General features: G+C 42.3%; 27 protein-coding genes. 19 read left to right on the top strand and 8 right to left on the bottom strand.

Annotated features, from left to right (window positions below):
- The first annotated feature begins 216 nt into the window (after positions 1–216).
- From L4C37_RS13630 to L4C37_RS13610, 5 genes are all read left to right on the top strand, one after another.
- A complete protein-coding gene (locus L4C37_RS13630; RefSeq protein WP_429768930.1) occupies positions 217–795 on the top strand; it encodes an aminodeoxychorismate/anthranilate synthase component II in 579 nt (192 codons plus the stop codon).
- A 399-nt stretch (positions 796–1,194) separates the two neighbouring features.
- Complete coding sequence (locus L4C37_RS13625; protein WP_429768929.1) at positions 1,195–2,406, top strand: aspartate aminotransferase family protein; 1,212 nt, start codon at positions 1,195–1,197, stop codon at positions 2,404–2,406.
- 110 nt (positions 2,407–2,516) lie between these two features.
- Positions 2,517–3,536, top strand: coding sequence for an arginine N-succinyltransferase (gene astA, locus L4C37_RS13620; RefSeq protein ID WP_372264721.1), 1,020 nt, complete (start codon positions 2,517–2,519; stop codon positions 3,534–3,536).
- Positions 3,537–3,672: 136 nt separating this feature from the next.
- On the top strand, positions 3,673–5,130 hold the full coding sequence (gene astD, locus L4C37_RS13615; RefSeq protein ID WP_273294379.1) for a succinylglutamate-semialdehyde dehydrogenase: 1,458 nt from the start codon (positions 3,673–3,675) through the stop codon (positions 5,128–5,130).
- Positions 5,131–5,332: 202 nt separating this feature from the next.
- Positions 5,333–6,124 carry a DUF1338 domain-containing protein gene (locus tag L4C37_RS13610; RefSeq protein WP_137375108.1) on the top strand — a complete coding sequence of 264 codons (792 nt, stop codon included), beginning with the start codon at positions 5,333–5,335 and terminating at the stop codon, positions 6,122–6,124.
- A gap of 130 nt (positions 6,125–6,254) precedes the next feature.
- Here L4C37_RS13610 and crp read toward each other — a convergent pair whose 3' ends face one another.
- The 6 genes from crp to L4C37_RS13580 form a co-directional block, all read right to left on the bottom strand.
- Positions 6,255–6,887 (bottom strand): cAMP-activated global transcriptional regulator CRP, encoded by a 633-nt coding sequence (gene crp, locus L4C37_RS13605; RefSeq protein ID WP_017036097.1) that lies wholly within the window; start codon positions 6,885–6,887, stop codon positions 6,255–6,257.
- 241 nt (positions 6,888–7,128) lie between these two features.
- Positions 7,129–7,998: a phosphoribulokinase gene (locus tag L4C37_RS13600; RefSeq protein ID WP_137375109.1), complete on the bottom strand. Its 870-nt coding sequence runs from the start codon at positions 7,996–7,998 to the stop codon at positions 7,129–7,131.
- Between the two features lie 146 nt (positions 7,999–8,144).
- A complete protein-coding gene (locus L4C37_RS13595) occupies positions 8,145–8,357 on the bottom strand; it encodes a YheU family protein (RefSeq protein WP_171734992.1) in 213 nt (70 codons plus the stop codon).
- A gap of 82 nt (positions 8,358–8,439) precedes the next feature.
- A complete protein-coding gene (locus L4C37_RS13590; protein WP_429768928.1) occupies positions 8,440–9,417 on the bottom strand; it encodes a hydrolase in 978 nt (325 codons plus the stop codon).
- A 251-nt stretch (positions 9,418–9,668) separates the two neighbouring features.
- Positions 9,669–10,148: a TIGR02444 family protein gene (locus tag L4C37_RS13585; protein ID WP_429768927.1), complete on the bottom strand. Its 480-nt coding sequence runs from the start codon at positions 10,146–10,148 to the stop codon at positions 9,669–9,671.
- The gene (locus L4C37_RS13580) at positions 10,145–12,067 is read right to left on the bottom strand and encodes an ABC transporter ATP-binding protein (RefSeq protein WP_429768926.1); all 1,923 of its coding nucleotides are present in this window, start codon (positions 12,065–12,067) and stop codon (positions 10,145–10,147) included. Before L4C37_RS13580 ends, L4C37_RS13585 begins: the two co-directional genes overlap by 4 nt.
- Positions 12,068–12,261: 194 nt before the next feature.
- Between L4C37_RS13580 and kefG the strand changes: the two genes are divergently transcribed.
- From kefG to L4C37_RS13555, 5 genes are all read left to right on the top strand, one after another.
- On the top strand, positions 12,262–12,870 hold the full coding sequence (gene kefG, locus L4C37_RS13575) for a glutathione-regulated potassium-efflux system ancillary protein KefG (protein WP_137375114.1): 609 nt from the start codon (positions 12,262–12,264) through the stop codon (positions 12,868–12,870).
- Positions 12,857–14,656, top strand: a complete 1,800-nt coding sequence (gene kefB, locus L4C37_RS13570) for a glutathione-regulated potassium-efflux system protein KefB (protein WP_429768925.1) — start codon at positions 12,857–12,859, stop codon at positions 14,654–14,656. Before kefG ends, kefB begins: the two co-directional genes overlap by 14 nt.
- Positions 14,657–14,722: 66 nt before the next feature.
- Positions 14,723–14,923: a YheV family putative zinc ribbon protein gene (locus tag L4C37_RS13565; protein ID WP_137375116.1), complete on the top strand. Its 201-nt coding sequence runs from the start codon at positions 14,723–14,725 to the stop codon at positions 14,921–14,923.
- Between the two features lie 97 nt (positions 14,924–15,020).
- Positions 15,021–15,608, top strand: coding sequence for a peptidylprolyl isomerase (gene slyD, locus L4C37_RS13560; RefSeq protein ID WP_137375117.1), 588 nt, complete (start codon positions 15,021–15,023; stop codon positions 15,606–15,608).
- A 174-nt stretch (positions 15,609–15,782) separates the two neighbouring features.
- Complete coding sequence (locus tag L4C37_RS13555; protein WP_429768924.1) at positions 15,783–16,763, top strand: isoaspartyl peptidase/L-asparaginase family protein; 981 nt, start codon at positions 15,783–15,785, stop codon at positions 16,761–16,763.
- Positions 16,764–16,884: 121 nt separating this feature from the next.
- On the opposite strand, the gene L4C37_RS13550 is transcribed toward L4C37_RS13555, so the two are convergent.
- Positions 16,885–17,112, bottom strand: a complete 228-nt coding sequence (locus tag L4C37_RS13550; protein WP_137375119.1) for a SlyX family protein — start codon at positions 17,110–17,112, stop codon at positions 16,885–16,887.
- A 2-nt stretch (positions 17,113–17,114) separates the two neighbouring features.
- Entirely contained in the window at positions 17,115–18,095 is a 981-nt protein-coding gene (locus tag L4C37_RS13545; protein WP_372264716.1) for a WD40 repeat domain-containing protein, read from the bottom strand.
- A gap of 131 nt (positions 18,096–18,226) precedes the next feature.
- Here L4C37_RS13545 and fkpA point away from each other — a divergent pair, with 131 nt between their 5' ends.
- The 9 genes from fkpA to L4C37_RS13500 all read left to right on the top strand — a co-directional run.
- The gene (gene fkpA, locus L4C37_RS13540) at positions 18,227–19,012 is read left to right on the top strand and encodes an FKBP-type peptidyl-prolyl cis-trans isomerase (RefSeq protein WP_137375121.1); all 786 of its coding nucleotides are present in this window, start codon (positions 18,227–18,229) and stop codon (positions 19,010–19,012) included.
- A 185-nt stretch (positions 19,013–19,197) separates the two neighbouring features.
- Positions 19,198–19,920, top strand: a complete 723-nt coding sequence (locus L4C37_RS13535; protein ID WP_137375122.1) for a helix-turn-helix transcriptional regulator — start codon at positions 19,198–19,200, stop codon at positions 19,918–19,920.
- Positions 19,917–20,315 (top strand): sulfurtransferase complex subunit TusD, encoded by a 399-nt coding sequence (gene tusD, locus L4C37_RS13530; protein WP_137375123.1) that lies wholly within the window; start codon positions 19,917–19,919, stop codon positions 20,313–20,315. Before L4C37_RS13535 ends, tusD begins: the two co-directional genes overlap by 4 nt.
- Positions 20,312–20,668 (top strand): sulfurtransferase complex subunit TusC, encoded by a 357-nt coding sequence (gene tusC, locus L4C37_RS13525; protein ID WP_429768923.1) that lies wholly within the window; start codon positions 20,312–20,314, stop codon positions 20,666–20,668. Before tusD ends, tusC begins: the two co-directional genes overlap by 4 nt.
- 8 nt (positions 20,669–20,676) lie before the next feature.
- On the top strand, positions 20,677–20,952 hold the full coding sequence (tusB, locus tag L4C37_RS13520; protein WP_429768922.1) for a sulfurtransferase complex subunit TusB: 276 nt from the start codon (positions 20,677–20,679) through the stop codon (positions 20,950–20,952).
- Positions 20,953–21,133: 181 nt separating this feature from the next.
- A complete protein-coding gene (gene rpsL, locus L4C37_RS13515; protein WP_017035800.1) occupies positions 21,134–21,508 on the top strand; it encodes a 30S ribosomal protein S12 in 375 nt (124 codons plus the stop codon).
- 103 nt (positions 21,509–21,611) lie between these two features.
- Positions 21,612–22,082, top strand: coding sequence for a 30S ribosomal protein S7 (gene rpsG / locus L4C37_RS13510; protein ID WP_012604916.1), 471 nt, complete (start codon positions 21,612–21,614; stop codon positions 22,080–22,082).
- A gap of 145 nt (positions 22,083–22,227) precedes the next feature.
- A complete protein-coding gene (gene fusA, locus L4C37_RS13505) occupies positions 22,228–24,324 on the top strand; it encodes an elongation factor G (protein WP_137375126.1) in 2,097 nt (698 codons plus the stop codon).
- 146 nt (positions 24,325–24,470) lie between these two features.
- Positions 24,471–24,635, top strand: a 165-nt coding sequence (locus L4C37_RS13500) for a GTP-binding protein (RefSeq protein ID WP_241905600.1), incomplete at its 3' end; no start/stop codon positions are given.

The raw sequence follows: 24,635 nt of genomic DNA, 5'->3' as shown, positions 1-24,635 counted from the left end.
AAAGAACCAATAACAGAGAAAGGTGCCTTGTGCACCTTTCTTTTTGTTGGTTACTCCTTGGCTAATGCAAGTATCAGAGAGTTCTAGCCTTCAAAGAATAGGGAATTATTCATAGTTGGATATTTTACCTTTGAACAGAAATACTTGCCTTTCTAGCCTCTTACTGCACAATACACACCCTATTGTCCTCCCTTCAATACGGTCAACGATTTACTCATGCTATTAATCATCGATAACTACGACTCTTTTACTTATAACCTGTACCAATACTTTTGTGAGTTAGGTGCAACGGTGAAAGTGGTACGTAATGATGAGATTGATATAGCAGGAATTGAAGCCCTCGCGCCTACTCACTTAGTGATATCTCCTGGTCCTTGTACTCCCAATGATGCTGGTATCTCATTAGCTGCTATAGAGTATTTCGCCGGTAAACTGCCTGTAATGGGAGTTTGTTTAGGTCATCAAGCGATTGCCCAAGTTTTTGGTGGTGAAGTCGTACGAGCTAGGCAAGTTATGCATGGAAAAACGTCTCCAATTAGACACAATGGACGAAGTGTTTTTCAAAGCTTAAATAATCCATTAACGGTAACTCGCTATCACTCACTAGTCGTTAAAAATGGCACATTACCTGATTGTTTCGAACTAACGGCTTGGACTGAATTTGAGGATGGCAGCATGGATGAAATCATGGGTTATCAGCATAAGACGTTACCGATCGATGCGGTTCAATTCCACCCAGAGTCAATTAAAACAGAACAGGGACACCAGTTACTGGCTAACTTCCTCGCTCGTTAAGTGTTTTATTCCTTGTTTACGCATAGCCCCTAACGGACACCGATCACTTTTTATAACATTTGTTATCTCTATATTTCGTAATCCCGCCTTTGCAAACTTATTCGCCGTATTTAGTGCGGACAGTGCTATATCACCGTCTTTGCTATGTATTGTTACGGCTGAACACCTCCCTCGATAAAAAAAGCTTCATAAAACAAACTACTTGATGCATAAATAGTCAGAGGCAGTGACGTTTATTCAGTTGTTTTCCGATGTGAAAGAATAAATCACTATTGAAATGGTTAATTAAATGTAAATACAATGCTGCAGCGGGATAAAAGCGGAACAAAATAATTTTGTCTCACTTATGAATCATTACGCTTATTTGCGAAGCATGCGGTATCGATAAAGGAATGTGCGATGACAGTGGAAAATAAAGTAGAACGTAGTCTGTTTAACGAGGTGATGGTGCCTTGTTATAACCCAATGGAAATGATTCCAGTTAAAGGCGAAGGCGCACGAGTCTGGGACCAAGAAGGTCGAGAGTATATCGACTTTGCTGGTGGTATCGCAGTAAGTTGTTTAGGTCACTGTCACCCAGCAATGGTGAATGCCGTGACTGAGCAAGCAAATAAGATTTGGCATCTAAGTAATGTTATGACCAATGAGCCAGCATTACGCCTTGCTAAGAAGCTAACAGACGTTTGCTTTGCTGATAAAGTTTTCTTTGCAAACTCTGGTGCTGAAGCGAATGAAGCGGCACTTAAATTAGCTCGCCGTTGGGCTGTTGACGTGCATGGAACTGAAAAATCAGAAATCATTGCATTCAAACAAGGTTTCCATGGTCGTACATTCTTTACTGTAACAGTTGGTGGTCAAGAAGCTTACTCTGACGGCTTTGGTCCTAAACCAGGCGATGTTACTCATCTACCTTATAATGATATAGCCGCTTTAGAAGCGCACATCTCTGAGCGCACTTGTGCTGTGATGATGGAACCATTGCAAGGTGAGGGCGGTATTATTTCGCCAACATCTGAATTCATGAATGCTGTCCGTGAACTTTGTGACAAGCACAACGCACTTCTTATTTTTGATGAAGTACAAACGGGTAATGGCCGTACTGGTGATTTCTACGCTTACCAAGGTTTAGGTGTAACGCCAGATATTCTTAGTACAGCAAAATCTCTTGGTGGCGGTTTCCCTATTGGTGCAATGCTGACTACTGACGCTTTAGCTCCTCACCTTAAAGTGGGTACTCATGGTTCAACTTACGGTGGTAACCCGTTGGCTTGTGCAGTAGCAGAAGCGGTAGTTGATGTGGTTAGCCAACCTGAAACTTTAGCGGGTGTTAAAGAGCGTGAAGCGCTATTCCGTGAAGGTTTGACTAGAATAAATGATAAGTACCAAATTTTTAGTGAAGTACGTGGTAAAGGTTTACTGCTAGGTGCTGCACTTAATGAGAAATGGCAGGGTCGAGCTCGTGATGTATTAGTTGCTGCGGGTAAAGAAGGCTTGATGGTATTGGTTGCGGGAGCGAATGTAGTCCGTTTCACACCATCACTTGTCATCACTAAACAAGAAATTGAAGAAGGCTTAGCAAAACTAGACAAAGCAATCGCGACGTTAGTTTAGCCTCAAAGCTCGCGTCATAAGAATATTCGCCATAGAGCGATTCTATGATGACTTGCTAAAGGCCCAGACTGTCTAGTTTTGGGCCTGTTTTGCATCTGGAGGGAATATTGATGCTAGTTGTTCGCCCTATTAAATTATCTGATTATGACGCGCTGCATGCTTGCGCCGTTGAATCAGGACATGGATTCACATCTCTTCCTGTAAATGAAGAGCTCCTAACTAACCGCATTACGCATTCTGAATACAGCTTTTCCAAACCGGATGTCACCGAACCTGGTGATGAAGGCTACCTAATGGTTGGCGTTGATAGCGAAACGGGAGAAGTGGCCGGTACCACAGGTATCGAAGCTTCTATCGGTTGGGACGTCCCATTTTACTCTTACCATATCAGCAAGGTTGTTCATTCATCACAAAAGTTGGGCGTGAACAATGTTGTTAAGCTTCTGACTTTTGGTAATAACTACACAGGCTGCAGTGAAATTTGTACTTTGTTTTTACGTCCATCTTTCCGTGGGGGATTGAATGGTCGTTTGATGTCAAAGTGCCGTTTCTTGATCATGTCTGAGCACCCAGAGCGTTTCTCCGAAACAATTTTTGCTGAGATGCGTGGCGTATCTGACGCTGATGGTAATTCACCTTTCTGGCAGTGGTTACAAGAACATTTCTTCTCTATCGATTTCACATTGGCAGATTACTTAACTGGTATCGGCAAAAAAGGCTTTATTGCTGATCTTATGCCTAAGTTACCGATATACGTGAATTTACTGAGCCAAGAAGCTCAAGCGGTAATCGGACAGGTTCACGATAATACTCGCCCAGCATTAAAGCTGTTAGAGCGAGAAGGTTTTACGAACCGAGGCTATGTCGACATTTTTGACGCAGGTCCAACTGTTGAATGTGATTTACGAAATATTGAATCTGTTCGCCATTCGATCAGAGCGCAGGTGAAGATCTCGGAGCATTCAAGCTCTCAAGATTACCTAATTGGTAATACCTCGTTTGAAAACTTCCGAGCGGTTGCAGCGAAAGGTGCATACGATCAAGCGAGTGATAAGGTGATCCTATCACCAGAAGTTGCTAAAGCTTTAGAAGTTAAAGAAGGTGACTTTGTTCGCATGCTCGTTCAGTAAGTCTGTTTCGGCTTCTTTGTGGAGTCGTGAAATGACTGAAGCGATAAATGACCAAAGCTAGAAATGCTCAAGGTTAGAAATGACCAAAGAAAGTGCATTAAGTACTTTTTGAAAAATTGTAAGTAAGGACAGTAGTATGACTCAGTGGATTGCAGGGCAATGGGTAGCCGGACAAGGCGAAGCGATGACATCAGTCAGCCCATTTAATAATGAGGTTGTTTGGCAAGGCGACAGTGCAACTCCAGCTCAAGTGGAATCAGCAGTTAGCGCGGCGCGTAACGCATTTGTAGGTTGGAAGAAATTAAGTTTTGCTGAGCGTGAAGCTATTGTTTTGGCTTTCGCTGAGAAAGTGAAAGAAAACAGTGAAGAAATTGCACAGATTATTGCAAAAGAAACGGGCAAACCAATTTGGGAGACTCGTACTGAAGCAGGTGCAATGGCAGGTAAGATTGCCATTTCAATTCGTGCATATCATGAACGTACAGGTGAAGCTTCTCGTGAAGCTGCTGGCAACCAAATTGTACTTCGTCACCGCCCATTGGGTGTAATGGCTGTCTTCGGTCCTTATAACTTCCCTGGTCACTTGCCTAACGGTCATATTGTTCCAGCATTGCTATCGGGTAATACCGTGGTATTCAAACCTTCAGAGCAGACGCCTTGGACGGGTGAGTTTGCTATGAAGTTATGGCAAGAGGCGGGCTTACCTGCAGGTGTCATTAACCTTGTGCAAGGCGCTAAAGAAACAGGTATCGCATTAGCTGACTCAAAAGGCTTAGATGGGGTGCTATTTACGGGTAGTGCAAATACCGGTCATATCCTACATCGTCAATTTGCAGGTCAGCCGGGTAAAATGCTGGCGCTTGAAATGGGCGGCAACAACCCTATGGTTATCTCTGACCAATATGGAGATGTCGACGCGACGGTTTATACCATTATTCAATCTGCGTTTATTAGTGCGGGTCAACGCTGTACTTGTGCTCGTCGCTTATATGTACCAGTGGGAGAGAAGGGCGACTTACTCATTAATAAATTGGTAGCCGCGACTCAGAAGATTCGTGTCGATCAACCTTTTGCAGAACCAGCACCTTTCATGGGACCACAAATTTCAGAAGCGGCTGCGAAGTTTATTCTTGATGCTCAAGCAAACCTTCAGTCTCTTGGAGGCGTTAGCCTAGTAGAAGCTAAAGGGCTTGAAGCTGCATTTGTGACTCCTGGTATTATCGATGCAACAAACATTGCTGAGTTGCCTGATGAGGAATATTTTGGACCACTTCTACAAGTTGTGCGTTACCAATCATTGGAAGAGGCCGTAAACCTAGCTAACGATACTCGTTTTGGCTTATCTGCAGGTCTTATTTCAACGGATGACTCTGAATGGGAATATTTCGTGGATCATATCCGTGCAGGTATTGTAAACCGCAACCGACAACTGACAGGGGCAAGTGGTGATGCACCATTTGGTGGACCTGGTGCGTCGGGTAACTTACGACCAAGTGCTTACTACGCTGCGGATTACTGTGCTTATCCAATGGCTTCAATGGAAGGTGGAGAGACATTACTGCCCGCGACATTTAGCCCAGGTATTGAACTTTAAATATCTCACCGAATATAAAGCTTAAATACTAGCCTTACCTCGATGTAAGGCTAGCCATAATAATAAAAAAACTCTGGTGGTTGCTTATTCATGGAAAGCTTCTGCGAGTGACAATGATTGCAAAATGGCTGCGGCATAAGCGGTAGCTTATCTTCTTAATCCAATATCTCTAGCTTGCTAGTACCCTCGACAAGGAGTCACCATGACGCCCGATCTATTATTCAGCTCATTATGGAACGATTATATTCAACGTTTATGCCCTTCAGCAGCTCAAGTTCAGCAGCTGTTGAAAGAAGACGAAGCGTTGATCAACGACCATATTGCACTGCGAACTTTCAACGTAGCCCCGCTTGGCATTGATACTCTAGCCAAACCATTTATAGATCTAGGCTATCAAGCTTGTGGTGATTATCTTTTCGAAAGTAAAAAATTAGTCGCGAAGCATTTTGAACATCCAGATCCAAATCAACCAAAAGTGTTCATCAGTGAACTTAAAGTTGAAGAGTGTTCAGCGGAGTTACAAACAATCGTTGCTAAGCTTGTGAAGCAATTGGACACCAATAAGCTAAAAGGTCATGAGTTCCTATTTGGTGGGCGACTATGGGATTTAAGCTTTGTGGATTTCCAAGTGTTGGCAAAAGAAAGTGAGTACGCTTCTTGGCTTGCGGCACATGGTTATGGGGCAAACCATTTCACAGTAAGTGTGAATCAACTGAATAAGTTTGATGAAGTTCAGTCTGTGAATGACTACTTGCGAGATGAAGGTTTTACTATCAATAGTGCTGGTGGAGAAGTAAAAGGTTCACCTGAAGTGCTTCTTGAGCAATCTTCAACGATGGCGGATAAAGTCGCGGTTACTTTCACTGAAGGCGTAGAAATGATTCCGGGTGGTTTTTACGAATTTGCTAAGCGCTACGTGATGGCAAATGGGGAAATCTATACTGGTTTTGTTGCGGCTTCTGCCGATAAGATTTTTGAAAGTACAGATAGCTAATCTAGCTTGTGTTCTCTAGAGGCTTTCATTACTAAGCCCTAGAACCTAGAAAAGAAAAAGCCACCAACTTTGCAGCTGGTGGCTTTAATATTTGTCTCGGCTTTTAATTGCTAGCTAGAGCGATTAAAAATTAGCGAGTACCGTAAACAACGATAGTCTTACCGTGAGCTGAAATTAAGTTCTGCTCTTCTAGCATCTTCAAGATACGACCAACAGTCTCACGTGAACAGCCAACAATCTGACCGATCTCTTGACGAGTGATCTTGATTTGCATGCCGTCTGGGTGAGTCATTGCATCTGGCTGTTTAGCTAGGTTTAGTAGCGTTTGAGCGATACGACCAGTCACGTCAAGGAAAGCTAAGTCACCTACTTTTTGGCTAGTCACTTGTAGACGATTAGCCATTTGAGATGATAGACGCATTAAGATGTCTGGGTTCACTTGGATAAGTTGACGGAATTTCTTAAATGAAATTTCAGCCACTTCACAAGGAGATTTAGCACGAACCCAAGCAGTACGCTCTTGGTCTTCTTCAAATAGACCAAGCTCACCAATAAAGTCACCTTGGTTTAGGTAAGAAAGAATCATCTCCTTACCTTCTTCATCTTTGATTAGAACCGCAACAGAACCTTTTACGATGTAGTACAAGGTTTCCGCTTTTTCACCAGCGTGAATTAGCGTGCTTTTAGAAGGGTACTTATGAATATGACAATGTGACAGAAACCATTCTAATGTTGGATCGGTTTGAGGTTTACCTAGAACCATAATATCTCACTTCCTCTGCAGGGTATGCTTGCTGCTTTCCGTATTAATTAGCTAAGCCTAAATTAGGCTTTAGGGTAAGAGCACTTTTTCAGTGCTGCAAGCTATCTTTTGTTTCGGACTAAAATAGTATCCTTTTTCAGTCACTATTTCTTGATTTTAATCGTGACCAAGCTGCGATTTTTTACGCAAAATTGTGCACATGATCACGGTATGAAAAGTAACCTGATAAAATGACGTTCTGTTAACCTATTTTTCCAGTTTCAATCAGCTGTTGAAGGATAGGTCTAACAATGAGCTCCATAGCAAAGCTCATCTTCCCGCCTGGCACGACTAGCGTATTATGTCGCGACATAAATGAGCCATCAATCATTGCTAAAAGGTATGGGAAATCGACATTTTTAATGCCACGCAATCGAATGACTACGAAGCTTTCATCTAAACTAGGGATTCCTTTTGCGTTCAGAGGGTTTGATGTATCGACTGTCGGAACACGCTGGAAGTTGATATGAGTACGTGAAAATTGTGGTGTAATGTAATTCAAATAGTCGTCCATTGAACGAACAATTGAATCCATTACCGCTTCACGAGAATGCCCTCGGTCGCGAGTATCTCGGACGAACTTTTGAATCCACTCCAAGTTTACGATGGGTACCATGCCAATCAATAAATCGACATGTTGTGAGGCATTAATGTCGCCATCTACAACACCACCGTGTAGTCCTTCGTAGAACATCACATCCGAGTTTTCAGGAATATCTTGCCAAGGTGTGAAAGTACCTGGCATTTGATTGTATGGAACGGCTTCATCAAAGGTATGAAGGTAACGGCGTACTTGCCCTGTACCTTCATTACCATATTTACGGAAAAACTCAGCCAGTGCTCCAAAGTCGTTGGCTTGTGGGCCAAAGTAACTGATGTGCTTTCCTTGTTCGCGTGCTTTACGGATCTCTACATCCATTTCTGGGCGAGTGAAGCGGTGAAAGCTATCGCCTTCTACCCATGCTGCCTTTACGTCCATCATATTGAACATTTTTCTAAAGGCTTCGGAAGTTGTAGTTGTACCGGCTCCTGATGAACCCGTTACTGCGATAATTGGATGTTTAGCGGACATGACAACCCTTGTCTTTGTAGTAACTTACTTGTTAGCAATCGCTTTCACTATAACATGGCTCACTGGCTAGCGCAGCATAGCTCCCTGCCATACGGTTACTCTACTTATTGTTGTTCTTTGATTCCATTCATTGCTTAAACTCAACTTCACATTGTATGACGTAGCTGAATATCAACAGTTTCGTGCAACTCAGAAAAGACGATATTGGCATCGCCTGTCTTCAGTTGGTTTTTTACTTGGTCAATTTTATTTTGTAGAGAAATTTCAACATCACCGTAATCAGTACCTTCACGAAGCACAAACTCCTTAATGAGGTTTTCTAATGTTTCAGGTGCAATGTCTTGCCATGGAATGATCATAAATACATCTCTATTTTACGGTCAGCTTTTTGGTTAGAACCTTATTGGTTCATGGAAATGACGAAAGAAAATAAGGCAACCATTATGCCGAATCTTGAATACTTTCATAGTAGGCAGGCAGTGCTTCTTCTAGCCAGAAGCGAGGTTTTAAGGTGTTCCCAGTGATAAATCCAACATGGCCACCATGCTGGAATAGGCGATAATCGATATTTTCTGGAAGTACAAATTTAGGGATCACGGCATCTGTCATGAATGGATCATCTTTAGCATGAATGATCTGAGTTGGCAGTTTGATTTTTTGTAATTTTGAAAGAGCTGAACATTTTACATAGTAATCTTGAGCGTTTTTGAAACCATGCAGTGGCGCGGTAATCCTTTCATCAAATTCGTATAAGTGACGAATGTTCTTGATGGATTCAGCGCTGATCCCCAGTTCATCAAGCAGGATCTGCCCTTTTTTCAATGCATTATCTTTTAGTGAATTTAATAAGTACTTTTTATAGATTTTAGAGAAGCCTTGCTCAATTCGGCTTGAACAGCTGGCAAGATCAAAAGGAGCTGAAACTATAGTTGCTGCTGATAGTAAAGGATCGTCAGCGTAATCGGCTAGATAATTAGCAAGCATGTTACCACCTAAAGAAATACCTACGGCTACTTTAGGGTTGTCTGGGAATTGTTTGTTTAAAAACTCAAGAAAGAAGCGCGCATCTTCTACTTCGCCTGAATGATAGGCTCTGGCTAATCGGTTCGGTTTTCCGCTGCATCCTCGAAAGTGCATCATGACGGATAACCACCCGTCTTTTGCGAAAGCATTCATCAAGCCGTTAGCATAAGGGCTTTCGAAACTGCCTTCTAGCCCGTGAAATAACACGAAGATAGGTTTTTTCTTTAGCTGTTCACCTGTTGGATCGTCACTCCAAGCAAGATCGAGAAAATCACCATCCGGTGTATCTAAGGTTTGCCAAGTGGGTTTAAACAGAGTCTGTTTACGAATAAACCGTGGCACCAGAGTCTGTAGGTGAGGGTTTGATAAGCCCGCAGCTGCGGTAAATATGGTCATAGAAAAACTCAGTCCATCCGTTAATGAGTAATTATCTTTTGTATTTCATTCTTTGAGCTTGGTCTATCAGGGCGTTGAGTGCAAGTGTTGGGTTTATCTGAATGGAAGCAATGCTGGCTTATTGAACGAGTAAAGAACAACTCAACTTTCTGGATATAGTAAGCCGTAATAAGTAAATACAATTAGGGACTTATTATTAAAATAGACAAGATAAACGGTTTTGATCATGGAAAAAAGTCTGAGATTAAAAGCTATTGGTTAGCAATGTTCGGAGCTGGTTCTGCAAAAGCCGAGTATAGGGATTCTCCACCCAGTAGACGGCAGTAGCGTAAAACCAGAGGATCGTGATAGTTGGTATCGAGGGGGAGGGTATTAATGCAATCTACTAGATCCGACTGCTGTTGTTTCTCAAGCTGGAGTTCAAACTGAAGGGCTTCTCTGTATAAAGAATCAGATACATGATGCTTTAGGTGCTTTCTGAGCTCGCGATAACTGTGCAGTAAAGCCTCTGAGCGACTTAAACATTGCTGGACTTTGTGCCAGTCCTCTTCGTGAAAGCTAACTTGCTGCTCATCTAGCCATTTAAGTAGCAGCAGCAAATTAACGTTACCATGGAAATTATTTTGTAGAGATAAGCACGCATCTTTTACTTCACGCACACTGTAATACTGAAGGCTGAACTGCCAGAGTCGTTCAAGTGTTAGCGATATCGTTACGTGCTCTAGGCTCATAGGCTATCTATATCCTGTTCCATTTGCTCTAGTTCTTCTTGAGCTGTCATCCAGTCCATTTCAACTTCTTCTAATTGAGATTTGCTGGTTGCTTGCTGTGCCAATACTTTATTAAGTCTAGCTTTATTTTCAGCTTCATAAAGAGAAGTATCTGACAATTCTTGCTCGGCTTCTTCTAAAGAAAGTGTCAGCGAGTCCATTTTCTTTTCAAATTGAGTCAGCTTTTTACGAATTGGTGCAGTCAGTTTTCTGAATTCTGCCTCACGACGCTTTTGATCTTTTTTAGCGGCAGCACTATTGGTGCTTTCTTTTACTGGAGCAAGTGCTTGCGCTTCTTTACGCTCGACTTTTTGTTGCTCTGATAACCATTTGTAGTAGTCAGTTAGGTCACCATCAAAAGGAGCAACTTGCTTGTCATGTACTAAATATAGATCATCAGTTGTCGCGCGGAGTAAGTACCTATCGTGGCTGACAATAACCATTGCGCCTTCAAATGTTTGTAAGGCAAAAGTCAGAGCCTGACGCATATCCAAATCAAGGTGGTTGGTTGGTTCATCAAGTAGAAGTAAGTTCGGTTTTTGCCAAACGACTAGTGCCAGTACGAGGCGTGCTTTTTCGCCACCTGAGAAAGGAGCGACCTTATCCATGGCTTTTTCACCTTGGAAGCCAAAACTACCCAAGTAATCACGCAATTGCTGTTCTGTGTGCTTTGGCGCAATTTGCATCATGTGCTGCAATGGTGTTTCTTCAGGGTGCAGAGTTTCCAATTGGTGCTGAGCAAAGTAGCCGATCTTAACGCCTTGAGAATAACTTAATTCACCACCTTGCTGCTTTAGTTCACCAGAAAGCAGTTTAATTAGTGTCGATTTACCTGCGCCATTACGGCCAAGTAAACCAATGCGGCTGCCAGGTACTAAGTTTAAACGAATTTTTTCGAGGATGAGGTGATCACCATAACCTGCTGATACTTCGTCCATCATCATGATCGGATTGGGTAAGGCGTCGGGTTCTTTGAATTGGAAGCTAAATGGATTATCAAATTGAGCCGGTAGCACTTGTTCCATTTTTTCTAATGCTTTAATACGGCTTTGAGCTTGGCGAGCTTTTGATGCTTTGTAACGAAAACGGTCAATGTAGCTTTGCATATGCGACATTTGTTTCTGCTGCTTTTGGTACATAGCTTGTTGAAGGATGAGCTTCTGAGCACGCTGTGTTTCAAAAGACGAGTAGTTACCCGTATATTCATTCAGGAGTTGGTTTTCAACATGAATAATACGGTTCACAATCGGATCTAAGAAGTCTCTATCGTGAGAAATCAGTACAAGTGTACCAGGGTAGTTTTGCAACCAGCGCTCTAACCACATCACAGCATCTAAGTCTAAGTGGTTGGTTGGTTCATCGAGTAACAGTAAATCACTTCGGCATAGCAGTGCTTGCGCTAGGTTTAAACGCATTCGCCAACCACCAGAAAACTGTGGCAAGTTCCATGACATTTGTTCTTGGCTAAAACCTAAACCGTCTAACAGTTCGGCCGCGCGTGATTTAATGGTGTAGCCGCCAATCGTTTCTATTTTACCGTGAATCTCTGCCACTAAAGTGCCGTTATCATCTTGTTCAGCTTTAGCCAGTTGCTCTTCTAATCCTCGATATTCTCTATCTCCATCAATCACGTACTCAATGGCCGTTCGCTCTAATGCAGGCGTCTCTTGAGCAACCCACGCTAATTCCCAGTGAGCGGGTTGGCTAAAGGTACCTGCATCAATAGAAAGCTCATCTTTAATAAGCGCAAATAATGTAGATTTACCACAGCCATTTTTTCCGACTAAACCGACTTTATCGCCAGGTTGGATTGTTGCTGAAGCTTGTTCAAGTAATGGTTTACCGCCGCGAAGCAGTTGAATATCAGAAAAAGTAATCATAGAAGTAGCAATTGAAATTAGAGGTGGGCAGACGACAGGCATAGTAGGCGTAAACCAGATAAAAGTCGATCACAATGCAATTTGGGTTATGATGCAGATAACATATTGATAACCTTTCTTGAATACGTACGGTTTTATTTTTGATAAACCAACGTTGTTTCAACGCTTTGCTTTGTAAGGAATGTTTCGAAGGAATGAGTAATACACCATTAGCTAACGATTCAGTGCCTAAAGTACTGATTATTTACGCTCACCCTGAGCCGAAAAGCTCAATTGCCAATCAGGTGATGATCAAAAAAATCGAGTCGTTGCATCACGTTAAAGTGCACGATATTTATGCTGCGTATCCGGATTTCTTTATTGATGTTCCTTTTGAGCATGAATTGTTAAATCAGCATGATGTGATTGTTTTCCAACATCCCTTGTTTATGTATTCATGTCCATCACTCTTAAAGGAGTGGTTTGATCGCGTGTTATGTAAAGGTTTTGCATTCGGTGACGAAACAGCGTTGCAGGGTAAATATTGGCGCAGTGTGATAACTACAGGTGGTAAAGAAGAAGCATTCGGTGAGAGCGGCTATAATAAATATCCTCTTCAAGAAATTTTACAACCGTTCGAGTTGACGGCTTTACTTTGTAAAATGAACTGGATGGAGCCTTTAGTTTTGCACTGGGCGAGAAATGTTTCGGATGCAGAGCGTTATCAACATGCTGATCAATATCGAGACTGGTTACGTAACCCTTTAGTTATTTTACCGGAAGATTTAACTCAACACTCGGGAGCGCAAGATGGCTCTGACTAATGACTTTCTTCAAGGTAGTGTGATTTTTCTATCAGCTGCAGTTATCGCGGTTCCTATTGCGCAGCGAGCTGGGCTCGGTTCTGTACTCGGTTACCTATTAGCTGGCGTTGCGATTGGTCCATGGGGTTTTGGGCTAATAAGTGATGTAGAAGCAATATTACATTTCTCTGAATTTGGTGTTGTCTTACTCCTGTTCCTCATCGGATTAGAGCTTAACCCTAAAAAACTGTGGCAAATGCGTGGACCAATCTTAGGATTAGGCGGCGCTCAGGTTATCTTAAGCACATTATTTATTATGGCAGTTGCTAGTTTGTTTGTTGATAGCTGGCAAGTCAGCCTTGTGATAGGTATGGGGCTTGCCCTTTCTTCAACCGCAATAGCGTTAAAAGTCATCGAAGAGAGAGGGCTAGCGGGTAAAGAAGCTGGTGATTCTGGCTTCGCGGTTTTGCTATTCCAAGATATTGCCGTTATTCCTATGCTTGCTATCTTGCCACTACTTGCCGGTAGTTCTGGTGGCGGCTGGCATGATGCCGCGTGGATGATTGCTGGGGTTACTGGTTTATTTATCGGTGGTCACTATTTAGTAAGACCACTGTTTCGCTATGTTGTAATGAGTGGCGTACGAGAACTATTTACTGTAGCAGCACTATTACTGGTCATTGGTATTGCCGTTTTAATGCAGAAAATTGGGCTTTCGATGGCTCTTGGCACCTTTTTAGCGGGTGTGCTGCTTGCCGAAAGTGAATATCGCCATGAGCTAGAAATTGCAATTGAGCCATTTAAGGGATTATTGCTTGGCTTGTTCTTTATTTCGGTGGGCATGGCCGTTAATTTAGGCTTATTAGCTTTAGCACCATTTGAAGTACTGATCGCTGTTGCTGGGTTAGTAATAGCTAAAGGCTTGATTCTATATTATTTGGCACGAGCATTTTCAATTGGACCTAAAGCCAGAAGCCGAATGGCAATGATTCTAAGCCAAGGTGGTGAATTCGCTTTTGTTATTTTTACCGCCGCAAGTACCCAAGGCATTCTAACTGCAGAGCAAGCTTCTTTTCTATTAGTGGTAGTGAGCTTATCTATGGTGACAACACCATTGATGTTGAAGTTGCAGGATAAGTTTTTTGCTAAGCAATTAAATCAGATAAGTGAAGAAGAAGGCATGTCTTCTGATGTGATCGATCGTAGTCCAAGAGTTATCATTGCGGGCTTTGGTCGTTTTGGTCAAATTATCGGGCGTCTAATGTATGCCAATAAAATCCGAATCACAGTACTGGAAAGTGACGCAAGCCAGATTCACCTTTTAAGAAAGTTTGGTTATAAAGTGTTTTATGGTGATGCTACTCAGCTTGATTTGTTACGGGCTGCAGGGGCGGATAAAGCTGAAGCCATGGTGATTTGTACTGACTCACCAGATGAGATCATGAAGATTGTTGATTTGTGTCGCCATCACTTTCCACGTTTGAAGTTACTTGCACGAGCAAGAAGCCGGGTAGAAGCGTATCAATTGATGAATCATGGCGTGGATAATTACTCTCGGGAAACTTTCTTAGGTGCACTAGATCTAGGTCGACAGACACTGACCGAATTAGGTATGCATCCATATAAAGCAAAAAGAGCCGAAGCACATTTTAGAAAGTTAGATAATGCTATGTTAAAAGAATTGCTGCCTCAGCATACTGAAGATAAAGAATTAGCCTCAAGAGCTAAAGAAGCCCGTAAAGAGCTTGAAGAGATTTTTGGTCATGAGATGGAAAATGATCGTCAATCTCGAAATTACTGGCAATAATTGTATCGGCATTTGTTGCCTAAGTGGCTTAACTACTAAAAACCAAAGCCGTAAAGGATAGATAACGTGAAACAAAAAAAACGCTTTATAGCGGGTGCTAGCTGCCCTAGTTGTAGTACTCAAGACACCCTACGCTGGTGGATTGAGAATAATATAGAGCTCGTAGAATGTGTGGAATGTGACTTCTCGGAACAAAGAAAACCGAAAGCTGTAGAAAAAAATGAACATGCTAAGCAGGAAATGATTGGTATTTTTAAGCCAGAATGATTGAGTTTCAGCAATTCATCCCCATAATGTCGATGTATAAATTTTATTCTTAGGCTCTATGCGTAAAAGAGCCTAGTTCAACCTCCTTGGAGCTCCCATGAAAATTGAAAAGAACGTAGTAGTTAGTGTCGCGTATCAAGTAAAACTTGAAGACGGCGTAGTTGTTGACCAATCGACAATCGAAGCTCCGTTAGATTACCTTCACGGTCACAACAACCTAATTACTGGTCTTGAAACTGAGCTAGAAGGTAAAGTTGCTGGTGATAAGTTCTCTGCAACTGTTACTCCTGAAGACGCTTACGGCGAGCACAACGATGCTCTAGTTCAGCGCGTTCCTGCTGATGTATTCCAAGGTGTTGAGCAAATCGAAGTTGGCATGCGTTTCCTAGCAGACACTGATCAAGGTCCTATCCCTGTAGAAGTGACTGAAGTAGACGGCGACGAAGTTGTTGTTGATGGCAACCACATGCTAGCTGGCCAAACTCTAACGTTTGACGTTGAAGTAGTAGCAGTTCGTGAAGCGACTGAAGAAGAAGTTCAACACGGTCACGTACACCAAGAAGGCGGCTGTGGTCACGATCATGAGCATGATCACGAAGGCGGTTGTTGTGGTGGTGAAGATCACGACCACGGTGAAGAGAAAAAAGACGGCTGTTGCGGCGGCGGTAGCTGCGGTTCTCACTAAGAATCGAGCTTTCAGTGTATTAACGCATTGAATAAGAGCCTCCTTAAATGGGGGCTTTTTTATGCCTCAAAGAAAATTACATTGAACATCTTTCGGTTATATTGATACTGAGAAGTTCAAGTTCAAGTTCAAGTTCAAGTTCAAGTTCAAGTTCAAGTTCAACGGAGAGCTGTAATGATTCAACCTTTTTCAATAGCAATTCATGGCGGTGCAGGTACGATTTTACGCTCTCAAATGAGTGACGAACTTCATCAAGAGATTATTTCTGCACTCAAAAAGTCAGTCCTGGCTGGATACCATGTACTACAGAATGGTGGTGACGCTGTAGATGCGGTCGTTGAAGCGGTAAAAGTTATGGAAGACTGCCCACATTTTAATGCGGGTAAAGGTTCTGTACTGACTCATGATGAGTTTGTTGAAATGGATGCTTCTGTTATGCATGGTTTGGAAATGGATGCTGGAGCGATTGCTGGGGTTCGTCATATTAAGAACCCTGTTGAACTGGCTCGTGATGTGATGCGTAAAAGTAACCATGTTTTATTGATTGGTGAAGGTGCTGAAAAATTCGCGTTTGAGCATAATTATGAATATACAGAACAAGATTACTTCTTTACTGAACGTCGCTATGAGCAATTATTGTCGATGAAGGAAAAAGGCTTATTTGCCCTTTCTGAGTCAAAAGATCCAGAGCCATCCGAGCCACCATCAGCAAAAACTCAATATCCAGATGATAAAAAATACGGAACTGTTGGAGCTGTGGCTTTAGATATGCAAGGAAACCTTGCCGCTGCCACAAGTACTGGTGGGGTGACGAATAAAAAGTACGGACGAGTAGGGGATTCACCAATTGTAGGTGCGGGTACCATGGCTGAAAATGGCAATGTTGCTGTGTCTACTACTGGAATGGGCGAGTTCTTTTTAAGAAAAATGGTTGCCGGTGATGTTGCTGCTCGAATGAGATACTTGAAGGAAGATGTGCATATGGCTTGTGAGCATATTATTCAAGGAGACTTAAAAGCAATGGGTGGCGAAGGTGGCTTAATTGCTGTTGATAGCAAAGGGGATATTCATTTTGGAATGAATAGCTCTGGGATGTACCGAGCAAGTGTTGATATCCACGGTAAGGTCGAAGTGAAAATTTACGCGGATGAGTAGATAGCCGTAAGAATGAACTTGTAGAAATTAAGAATCCTATAAAATAAAAAGGTAACCAATATAAATGGTTACCTTTTATTTTGTATACTTTTCATCAGCGATAGTAGGCATCACACTGCTCTTAATAATGCGGTGGTGGTGTCTCTTCTGATACATCAGCTAAGTTGGAGTTATCCATGTTTTTTACTTTGCCAACGACAAACTTCATCTGGTCTTGCATTCTAGTTATCAATAATTGCTGCTGAGACAAAGCATCGTTTAACTCTTCAATGGTTTGTTCTTGAAAGGCTAGCTTACACTCAAGATCTTCAATGCGATCTTGCAATGGCTGAAGGTTTTTATCCGTCATAATTAGTCGTCGAGTTTCCAAGCTTGTGCAATACCAGCTGAAGTAGCGGTAATCACTCGCTGCTGTGAATCAAAGGCTGCATCATACACTACCGCACGTGGAGGGCGAGTATCTTTTAGTGGTTCCACTTGGTACTTTGACATTCGTTCGCCACTCTTAGTATCCCACACATTGACTTGCCCTGCTGGAGTGCCTGTTACCAGTTTGGAGCCGTCATCTGAAAATCGTGCACTTGAGAATATAAGCTGGCGAGACCAACTTTTGAGTGGAGTCTGGTTCTCAGCATCATTCAAGTCCCAAACAATGGCTTGATTACCGCCATCAGAAGTAAAAGCGAGCTCACCATCACGCTGTAAAGCGACTCTATTCACACGTTGTTCATGCTCAAACTGTCGTATCACCAAGCCTGTTTCGGTATCCCAAAGATAAGCTTTATAGTCATTACCACCAGAGAGTGCAAAGCGACCATTGGAAGAGAGCGCAACAGAATTGACTTTTTCTCTGTGAGCAAGGAACTCTAGGCGCCGACCGGTGACTAAGTCCACATAGATAGCTTTACCGTTGGATAGCCCAAGCAATACTTTTTCACCGTTGCTTGATATATCCACATCGCGAATGAGACCGTCAGATATCGACCAAAGCCCTTCAGCTTGAGTCCAAGATAAATCCCAAACGGCAAAATTGAGCTGGCTTGCAGTAATGGCATAGCGACCATTGTCTGATATACGTATCTTGGATACTGAATTGGCAGCAGGGTCTTGTTGACCGAGTTGCGCCAATTCTTGGTCTTCTTTTAGGTCCCAAAGCAGAAGGTGTTTTTGCTTGGAGTAAAGTAAAGCAAAGCGACCATCACGGCTAAGTGCGAAGCTGGTGGTACCGCTCGGCTCTATTTCCCAGCGTTGTTCTTCTTTAGCAGAGAACAGACATCCATTTAACAGGGTGATGACAATTGCATATAGCAATGAGTGAGAAATTATTCGCATCACTTCTAATAATCCGGTTTGTGTCGACAGACATATAACTAGTATATTGGTATAACTAACCTATTCACACCAATCTAATCATAAGATTTGTGCACAATAACCAATGGCTTGGCCATTAATTGGAGATTTTAATGAAATCAGTTTTAAAAGTATCGCTTCTTGCTGCAACGGTTATGTTAGCAGTTGGTTGTCAGAAAGAAGAGCCACAAGCAGAAGCGCCACAAACTGAGCAAGTGCAAGCAGAAGCAAGCCAAGTTACTAGTTTTAAATCAGACGATGATAAAGCGGCATACGCTATTGGCGTTTCGTTTGCAAACTACCTAAGCACAAGTATTGATAAGCCAAGCGAGCTAGGTATTAATCTAGACAAAGACATCGTACTTAAGGGTATCGAAGATGTATTCGCTGGAAATTCTGAGCTGAATGAAGAAGAAACTCGCGCTGCGCTAGAATCACTAGACAAGCGAGTTGCTGAAACGATGCAAGCTCAAGCTGTTGAAAAAGCAGCAGCAGCGATGAAAGTTGGCAATGACTTCCGCAGCGAATTCGCGAAAGAGGAAGGCGTAAGTCAAACTGAATCAGGTCTACTTTACCAAGTACTGTCTTCAGCTGAAGGTGAGTCACCAAAAGATTCAGATACTGTTCAAGTGCACTACAAAGGTACTTTGATTGACGGCACTCAGTTCGATAGTTCTTACGATCGTGGTGAACCAGCGACTTTCCCTCTAAATCGAGTAATCCCTGGTTGGACTGAAGGTGTTCAACTCATGCAAGTGGGTTCTAAGTACAAGTTTGTTATCCCGCCAGAGTTGGCTTACGGTGAGCAAGATACACCGACAATTCCAGCAAATTCAACACTAGTATTTGAAGTTGAGCTTCTAAAAATTGATAACGGCGAAGAGACTGCCGTTCAATAATTAGCGCTTTAAGCAATACGTAAAGGTCTAACTTAGGTTAGGCCTTTTCTTTTTGTATTAAGGATAATATTTGAAAATAGAAGTTGTTCTAAATCACTAGTTCTAATGTTAGCTAGGTGTTCATTTCAAATTTTCTGATAAACTTACATAAATTTGTTGATTTTTCAGACGAAGGTAAGGGATTAGTGACAACTACAGAAACTCTCAATGCTGATATGTTGCTTGAAATGGAATCGGTCCATGTAATGCCATTCAGCGAACACGATAAAATAATTCTTCGATCTTATGAAGCGGTTGTCGATGGTATCGCTAGCCTTATCGGTCCGTTTTGTGAAATCGTTTTGCACTCATTAGAAGATCTTAATACGTCAGCGATTAAGATTGCTAACGGCGAGAACACCGGGCGCCAAGTCGGTTCGCCTATTACTGATCTAGCACTGAAAATGCTAAAAGATATAGAAGGGTCAGAAAGGAATTTCTCACGTTCATATTTTACTCGCGCAAAAGGCGGAGTATTAATGAAATCAATCACAGTTGCGATCCGAAACGGTGATCACCGAGTGATTGGTTTGCTGTGTATTAACGTCAACCTTGATGCTCCTTTTTCTCAAGTATTACATTCATTTATGCCGACTCAAGAAGCTGAAGAGGCTGCATCCTCTGTGAACTTTGCGAGTGATGTAGAAGAGCTCGTTGACCAAACAGTAGAACGCACAATTGAAGAAATTAATGCGGACAAAGCCGTTTCGAATAATACCAAAAACCGTCAAATAGTGATGGAGCTTTACGATAAAGGTATCTTTGATATTAAAGATGCGATCAACAGAGTTGCTGATCGTCTTAATATTTCAAAACATACGGTTTACCTCTACATTCGTCAACGTAAGACAGAGGATGAAGAAAGTTGAGTTCTCTCCTTACATACACGCTTGTAGTGAATGGACCTGTGTATGGCTCCCAGTCTGCACGTAATGCGTATTTGTTTGCAAAGGCGTTAATAGAGAAAGGGCATCAGCTTAAAAGCGTCTTTTTCTATCAAGATGGAGTCACCAATGGCTCGCGTTTAACGGTGCCCGCCAATGATGAGTTTGATCTAGTCGCGGCATGGCAGGCTCTCTCGTCTGAGCATAACGTCAGTTTAGAAACTTGTGTGGCGGCTGCATTAAGAAGAGGAATCATAGGTGAGGATGAGGCTAGTCAGCATAAGTTAAGTGCATCAAACCTAGCTGAGGGATTCTCCCAAAGTGGTTTGGGAAGCTTGGCTGAAGCGTTATTAAGCCAAGATAGGGTTGTACAGTTTTGAAGAAGTTAGCATTCGTTTTTCACCACTTTCCTCATAGCACCTCTTCAGGGCGAGAAGGACTCGACGCACTACTTGCAGCTTCAGCATATACAGAAGATATTTCCGTATTATTTTTAGGTGATGGAGTCACTCAATTACTCAAAGATCAAAGTCCAGACAAGGTGCTTAGCCGAGATTATATATCAGCTTTTAAACTGATGGATCTATATGATATTGAGAATGTATATGTTTGCCAATCTAGCTTAAAAAAATTCGGTCTGAGTAAGGATAAGCTTCTTATCGAGGTTGAATGCCTTTCGGGAGACGACATCATAAATAAGTTATCACTTTGTGACCAACTATTAACCTTTTAAGGTCGAATATGCTTCATATCGTAAAATCTTTAAGCAAACTTCCTTTAGTTTTTCAGCTTTTTTCTGAAGGTGATCAGCTTATTTTGACTGAAGAATCGGTTTATGCTTCTCTCCCAAATCATGAATACCACGCACAATTACACGACTTAAATAAGGTATCAGTCCTAGAAGCTGATCTACAAAGTCGAGGTCTACAAAATTTAGTCAGTGAAACCTTTGAACAAGTAGATTTTGAAGGATTTGTTGATTTGACGATATTGCATTTAAAATCAATAACTTGGTAGTGATATCTAAAGGGGCTATGGATGTGTAAATTTTCCTGAGCTCTAGATGGCTAAAAAAGATCTGTATATTTCTTGACACACATCCCACTGCTGAATAGAATTTTGCGTCCCTATTTACACTCTGTGTATAGGGTCTAGATTTTTCATCAAGCTTACTTTTAAGTAAATCAGGAGCTAGTTAATGGCAACTATTAACCAGTTGGTTCGCAAACCTCGTGTAAAGCAAGTTGTTAAAAGCAACGTGCCAGCACTAGAAGCGTGCCCACAAAAACGTGGTGTATGTACTCGCGTATATACTACTACTCCAAAAAAACCGAACTCAGCACTACGTAAAGTATGTCGTGTTCGTCTAACTAACGGCTTTGAAGTTACTTCATACATCGGCGGCGAAGGTCATAACCTTCAAGAACACAGTGTTGTTCTTATCCGTGGTGGTCGTGTTAAAGATTTACCAGGTGTGCGTTACCACACTGTTCGCGGTGCACTTGACTGTGCAGGCGTTAACGACCGTAAGAAAGGTCGTTCTAAGTATGGTGTGAAACGTCCTAAGTCTTAATGCGTCTTTTTTAAAAAGAAAGCGTTAAGTAAGGCCAAACACTATTTATTTATTATTCTGAAAAGTTTTGGAAAAAACCTGAAGAAGACAACGGAGAAATTCCATGCCACGTCGTCGCGTTATAGGCCAGCGTAAGATCCTTCCAGATCCTAAGTTCAAATCTGAACTGCTGGCAAAATTCGTTAACATCCTTATGGTTGACGGAAAAAAATCTACTGCAGAGAAGATTGTTTACACTGCACTAGAAGTTATGGCTGAGAAATCTGGTAAAGATCACTTAGCTGTATTTGAAGAAGCTCTTGAAAATGTTCGCCCAGCGGTAGAAGTTAAATCTCGCCGTGTGGGTGGTTCAACTTACCAAGTACCTGTAGAAGTTCGTCCGGTTCGCCGTAACGCTCTTGCTATGCGTTGGGTAGTTGAAGCTGCGCGTAAGCGTGGTGAAAAATCTATGGCTCAACGCCTAGCTGCTGAAATGCTAGATGCGTCTGAGAACAAAGGTACTTCGGTTAAGAAACGTGAAGACGTTCACCGTATGGCTGACGCAAACAAAGCGTTCGCACATTACCGCTGGTAATACCTTTCAGTGCAGCAAGGTTCCTTGCTGCACTTCTTTAGTTCCTATGCGTATGCTAGGAACTATTGCTATTTCTAGGGCAAGCAAATTTAACCCCTAGGCATAAGCAATAGTCCCTAAGTCTCTAAGTTAAGAGGATTCAACCGTGGCTCGTAAAACTCCTATAGAGCAATACCGTAATATCGGTATCGTTGCTCACGTAGATGCAGGTAAAACAACCACTAGTGAACGTATTCTGTTCTATACCGGTCTTTCTCACAAAATCGGCGAAGTTCACGATGGTGCAGCAACCATGGACTGGATGGAGCAAGAGCAAGAGCGCGGTATTACGATCACTTCAGCAGCGACTACTACGTTTTGGCGTGGTATGGAAGCTCAGTACCCAGATCACCGTATCAATATCATCGACACTCCTGGACACGTTGACTTCACTATCGAAGTAGAACGTTCTTTGCGTGTACTTGATGGTGCTGTTGTTGTGTTCTGTGGCTCATCTGGTGTTGAACCTCAGTCAGAGACAGTATGGCGTCAAGCTGATAAATACCAAGTTCCACGTATGGTTTTCGTTAACAAAATGGACCGTACTGGCGCAGACTTTTTGCGCGTAGTTGAACAGATCAAGGATCGCCTAGGTGCGACTCCTGTTCCGATTCAACTTAACATTGGTGTTGAAGAAAATTTCCAAGGCGTTGTCGATCTTATCAAAATGAAGGCAATCAACTGGAACGAAGCTGACCAAGGTATGACCTTTACATATGAAGACATTCCAGCAGATATGCAGGAAATGGCTGAAGAATACCGTACTGAACTTGTTGAAGCGGCTGCAGAAGCAAATGAAGAGCTGATGGATAAGTACCTTGAAGAAGGTGAGTTAACAGAAGCAGAAATCAAACAAGGTCTTCGTACTCGTACTCTTAATAATGAAATTGTACTGGCTACTTGTGGTAGTGCATTCAAAAACAAAGGTGTACAAGCTGTTCTAGATGCAGTTGTTGATTTCCTTCCTTCTCCAGTCGATGTTCCTGCAATTAAAGGTATCGATGAAGACGAGAATGAAGCAGAGCGTCATGCTGATGACAAAGAACCGTTCTCAGCACTAGCCTTTAAAATTGCAACAGACCCGTTTGTTGGTACTTTAACTTTCGTCCGTGTTTATTCTGGTGTTGTTGAAAGCGGTAAAACTGCTTATAACTCAGTTAAAAAGCAACGTGAACGTTTAGGGCGCATTGTACAAATGCACTCAAACAAGCGTGAAGAAGTGAAAGAAGTACGAGCAGGTGACATCGCCGCTATTATTGGCCTTAAAGATGTGACTACAGGTGAAACTTTATGTGACCAGAACCATAAAATTGTTCTAGAGCGTATGGAGTTCCCTGACCCAGTAATTCAGATCGTTGTAGAGCCTCGCTCTCAAGCCGATCAAGATAAAATGACCATCGCACTAGGTAAACTAGCAGCAGAAGATCCATCTTTCCGTGTAGAAACGGACGATGAGACAGGTCAGACTCTGATTTCAGGTATGGGTGAATTACATTTAGATATCATCGTTGATCGTATGAAGCGTGAGTTTAGCGTAAATTGCAACGTTGGTAACCCGCAAGTAGCTTATCGTGAAACGATTCGTGGTACTGCGAAAGCTGAAGGTAAATTTATCCGTGAGCACGGCGGCAAAGGGCAATACGGCCACGTATGGCTGAAACTAGAACCAGCTGAAGTTGGTGAAGGTTTTGTCTTTGTGAATGAAATTGATAACGGTATAGTTCCAAAAGAATTTATTAGCTCAGTCGCTAAAGGCGTAGAAGAGCAGATGAATAATGGTGTACTTGCTGGCTATCCAGTTTTGGATATCAAAGCTACACTATATGACGGTTCATACCATGAAACAGATTCAAGTGAGATGGCGTTTACAATCGCTGCCTCTATGGCTTTCAGAACAGGAGCACTTGAAGCGCAACCTGTACTGCTTGAGCCTATGATGAAAGTTGAAGTAACTACTCCAGAAGACTGGATGGGTGATGTTGTTGGCGATATTAACCGTCGCCGTGGCCTCATCGAAGGTATGGACGAGGGGACAGCTGGCCTGAAGATAATTCGTGCACAAGTTCCGTTGTCTGTCATGTTCGGTTACGCAACTGATTTACGTTCTGCGACACAAGGTCGTGCTTCTTACTCTATGGAGTTTAGTGAGTACGCTGAAGTGCCAAAAAATGTTGCTAATGCAATCATTGCAGAGCGTGGTTAAACAAAAGGGATGCATTTTTTTCATTTTTTGAAAGATCAATGCGTCCAAATATTGCGCTAGCGAGAGTTGGCGCATAAAATAGCAATTTCTGGCGCGTCTCGCTCAATAATGAACGTGGCGAATCATAACTAGGAAGGAACACGATTGTGTCTAAAGAAAAATTTGAACGTACGAAACCGCACGTAAACGTTGGTACTATCGGCCACGTTGACCACGGTAAAACAACTCTAACAGCTGCTATCTGTACTACACTTTCTAAAGTGTACGGTGGTGAAGCAAAAGACTTCGCATCTATCGATAACGCTCCAGAA

The sequence above is a fragment of the Vibrio kagoshimensis genome (genome assembly GCF_050337535.1).
Taxonomy (GTDB): Bacteria; Pseudomonadota; Gammaproteobacteria; order Enterobacterales; family Vibrionaceae; genus Vibrio; species Vibrio gallaecicus.
Note: the sequence above shows the minus strand (reverse complement) of the source record. Positions and strands in the feature narration are given on the sequence as shown.

Coding starts and splice junctions, on each gene's coding strand:
- L4C37_RS13610 (WP_137375108.1), top strand. CDS start 5,333: ATGACGCCCGATCTATTATTCAGCTCATTATGGAACGATTATATTCAA.
- rpsL (WP_017035800.1), top strand. CDS start 21,134: ATGGCAACTATTAACCAGTTGGTTCGCAAACCTCGTGTAAAGCAAGTT.
- L4C37_RS13600 (WP_137375109.1), bottom strand. CDS start 7,998: ATGTCCGCTAAACATCCAATTATCGCAGTAACGGGTTCATCAGGAGCC.
- astD (WP_273294379.1), top strand. CDS start 3,673: ATGACTCAGTGGATTGCAGGGCAATGGGTAGCCGGACAAGGCGAAGCG.
- L4C37_RS13595 (WP_171734992.1), bottom strand. CDS start 8,357: ATGATCATTCCATGGCAAGACATTGCACCTGAAACATTAGAAAACCTC.
- L4C37_RS13550 (WP_137375119.1), bottom strand. CDS start 17,112: ATGACGGATAAAAACCTTCAGCCATTGCAAGATCGCATTGAAGATCTT.
- fkpA (WP_137375121.1), top strand. CDS start 18,227: ATGAAATCAGTTTTAAAAGTATCGCTTCTTGCTGCAACGGTTATGTTA.
- astA (WP_372264721.1), top strand. CDS start 2,517: ATGCTAGTTGTTCGCCCTATTAAATTATCTGATTATGACGCGCTGCAT.
- L4C37_RS13585 (WP_429768927.1), bottom strand. CDS start 10,148: ATGAGCCTAGAGCACGTAACGATATCGCTAACACTTGAACGACTCTGG.
- L4C37_RS13625 (WP_429768929.1), top strand. CDS start 1,195: ATGACAGTGGAAAATAAAGTAGAACGTAGTCTGTTTAACGAGGTGATG.
- crp (WP_017036097.1), bottom strand. CDS start 6,887: ATGGTTCTAGGTAAACCTCAAACCGATCCAACATTAGAATGGTTTCTG.
- rpsG (WP_012604916.1), top strand. CDS start 21,612: ATGCCACGTCGTCGCGTTATAGGCCAGCGTAAGATCCTTCCAGATCCT.
- L4C37_RS13555 (WP_429768924.1), top strand. CDS start 15,783: ATGATTCAACCTTTTTCAATAGCAATTCATGGCGGTGCAGGTACGATT.
- L4C37_RS13545 (WP_372264716.1), bottom strand. CDS start 18,095: ATGCGAATAATTTCTCACTCATTGCTATATGCAATTGTCATCACCCTG.
- L4C37_RS13580 (WP_429768926.1), bottom strand. CDS start 12,067: ATGATTACTTTTTCTGATATTCAACTGCTTCGCGGCGGTAAACCATTA.
- L4C37_RS13590 (WP_429768928.1), bottom strand. CDS start 9,417: ATGACCATATTTACCGCAGCTGCGGGCTTATCAAACCCTCACCTACAG.
- slyD (WP_137375117.1), top strand. CDS start 15,021: ATGAAAATTGAAAAGAACGTAGTAGTTAGTGTCGCGTATCAAGTAAAA.
- kefB (WP_429768925.1), top strand. CDS start 12,857: ATGGCTCTGACTAATGACTTTCTTCAAGGTAGTGTGATTTTTCTATCA.
- L4C37_RS13630 (WP_429768930.1), top strand. CDS start 217: ATGCTATTAATCATCGATAACTACGACTCTTTTACTTATAACCTGTAC.
- tusB (WP_429768922.1), top strand. CDS start 20,677: ATGCTTCATATCGTAAAATCTTTAAGCAAACTTCCTTTAGTTTTTCAG.
- kefG (WP_137375114.1), top strand. CDS start 12,262: ATGAGTAATACACCATTAGCTAACGATTCAGTGCCTAAAGTACTGATT.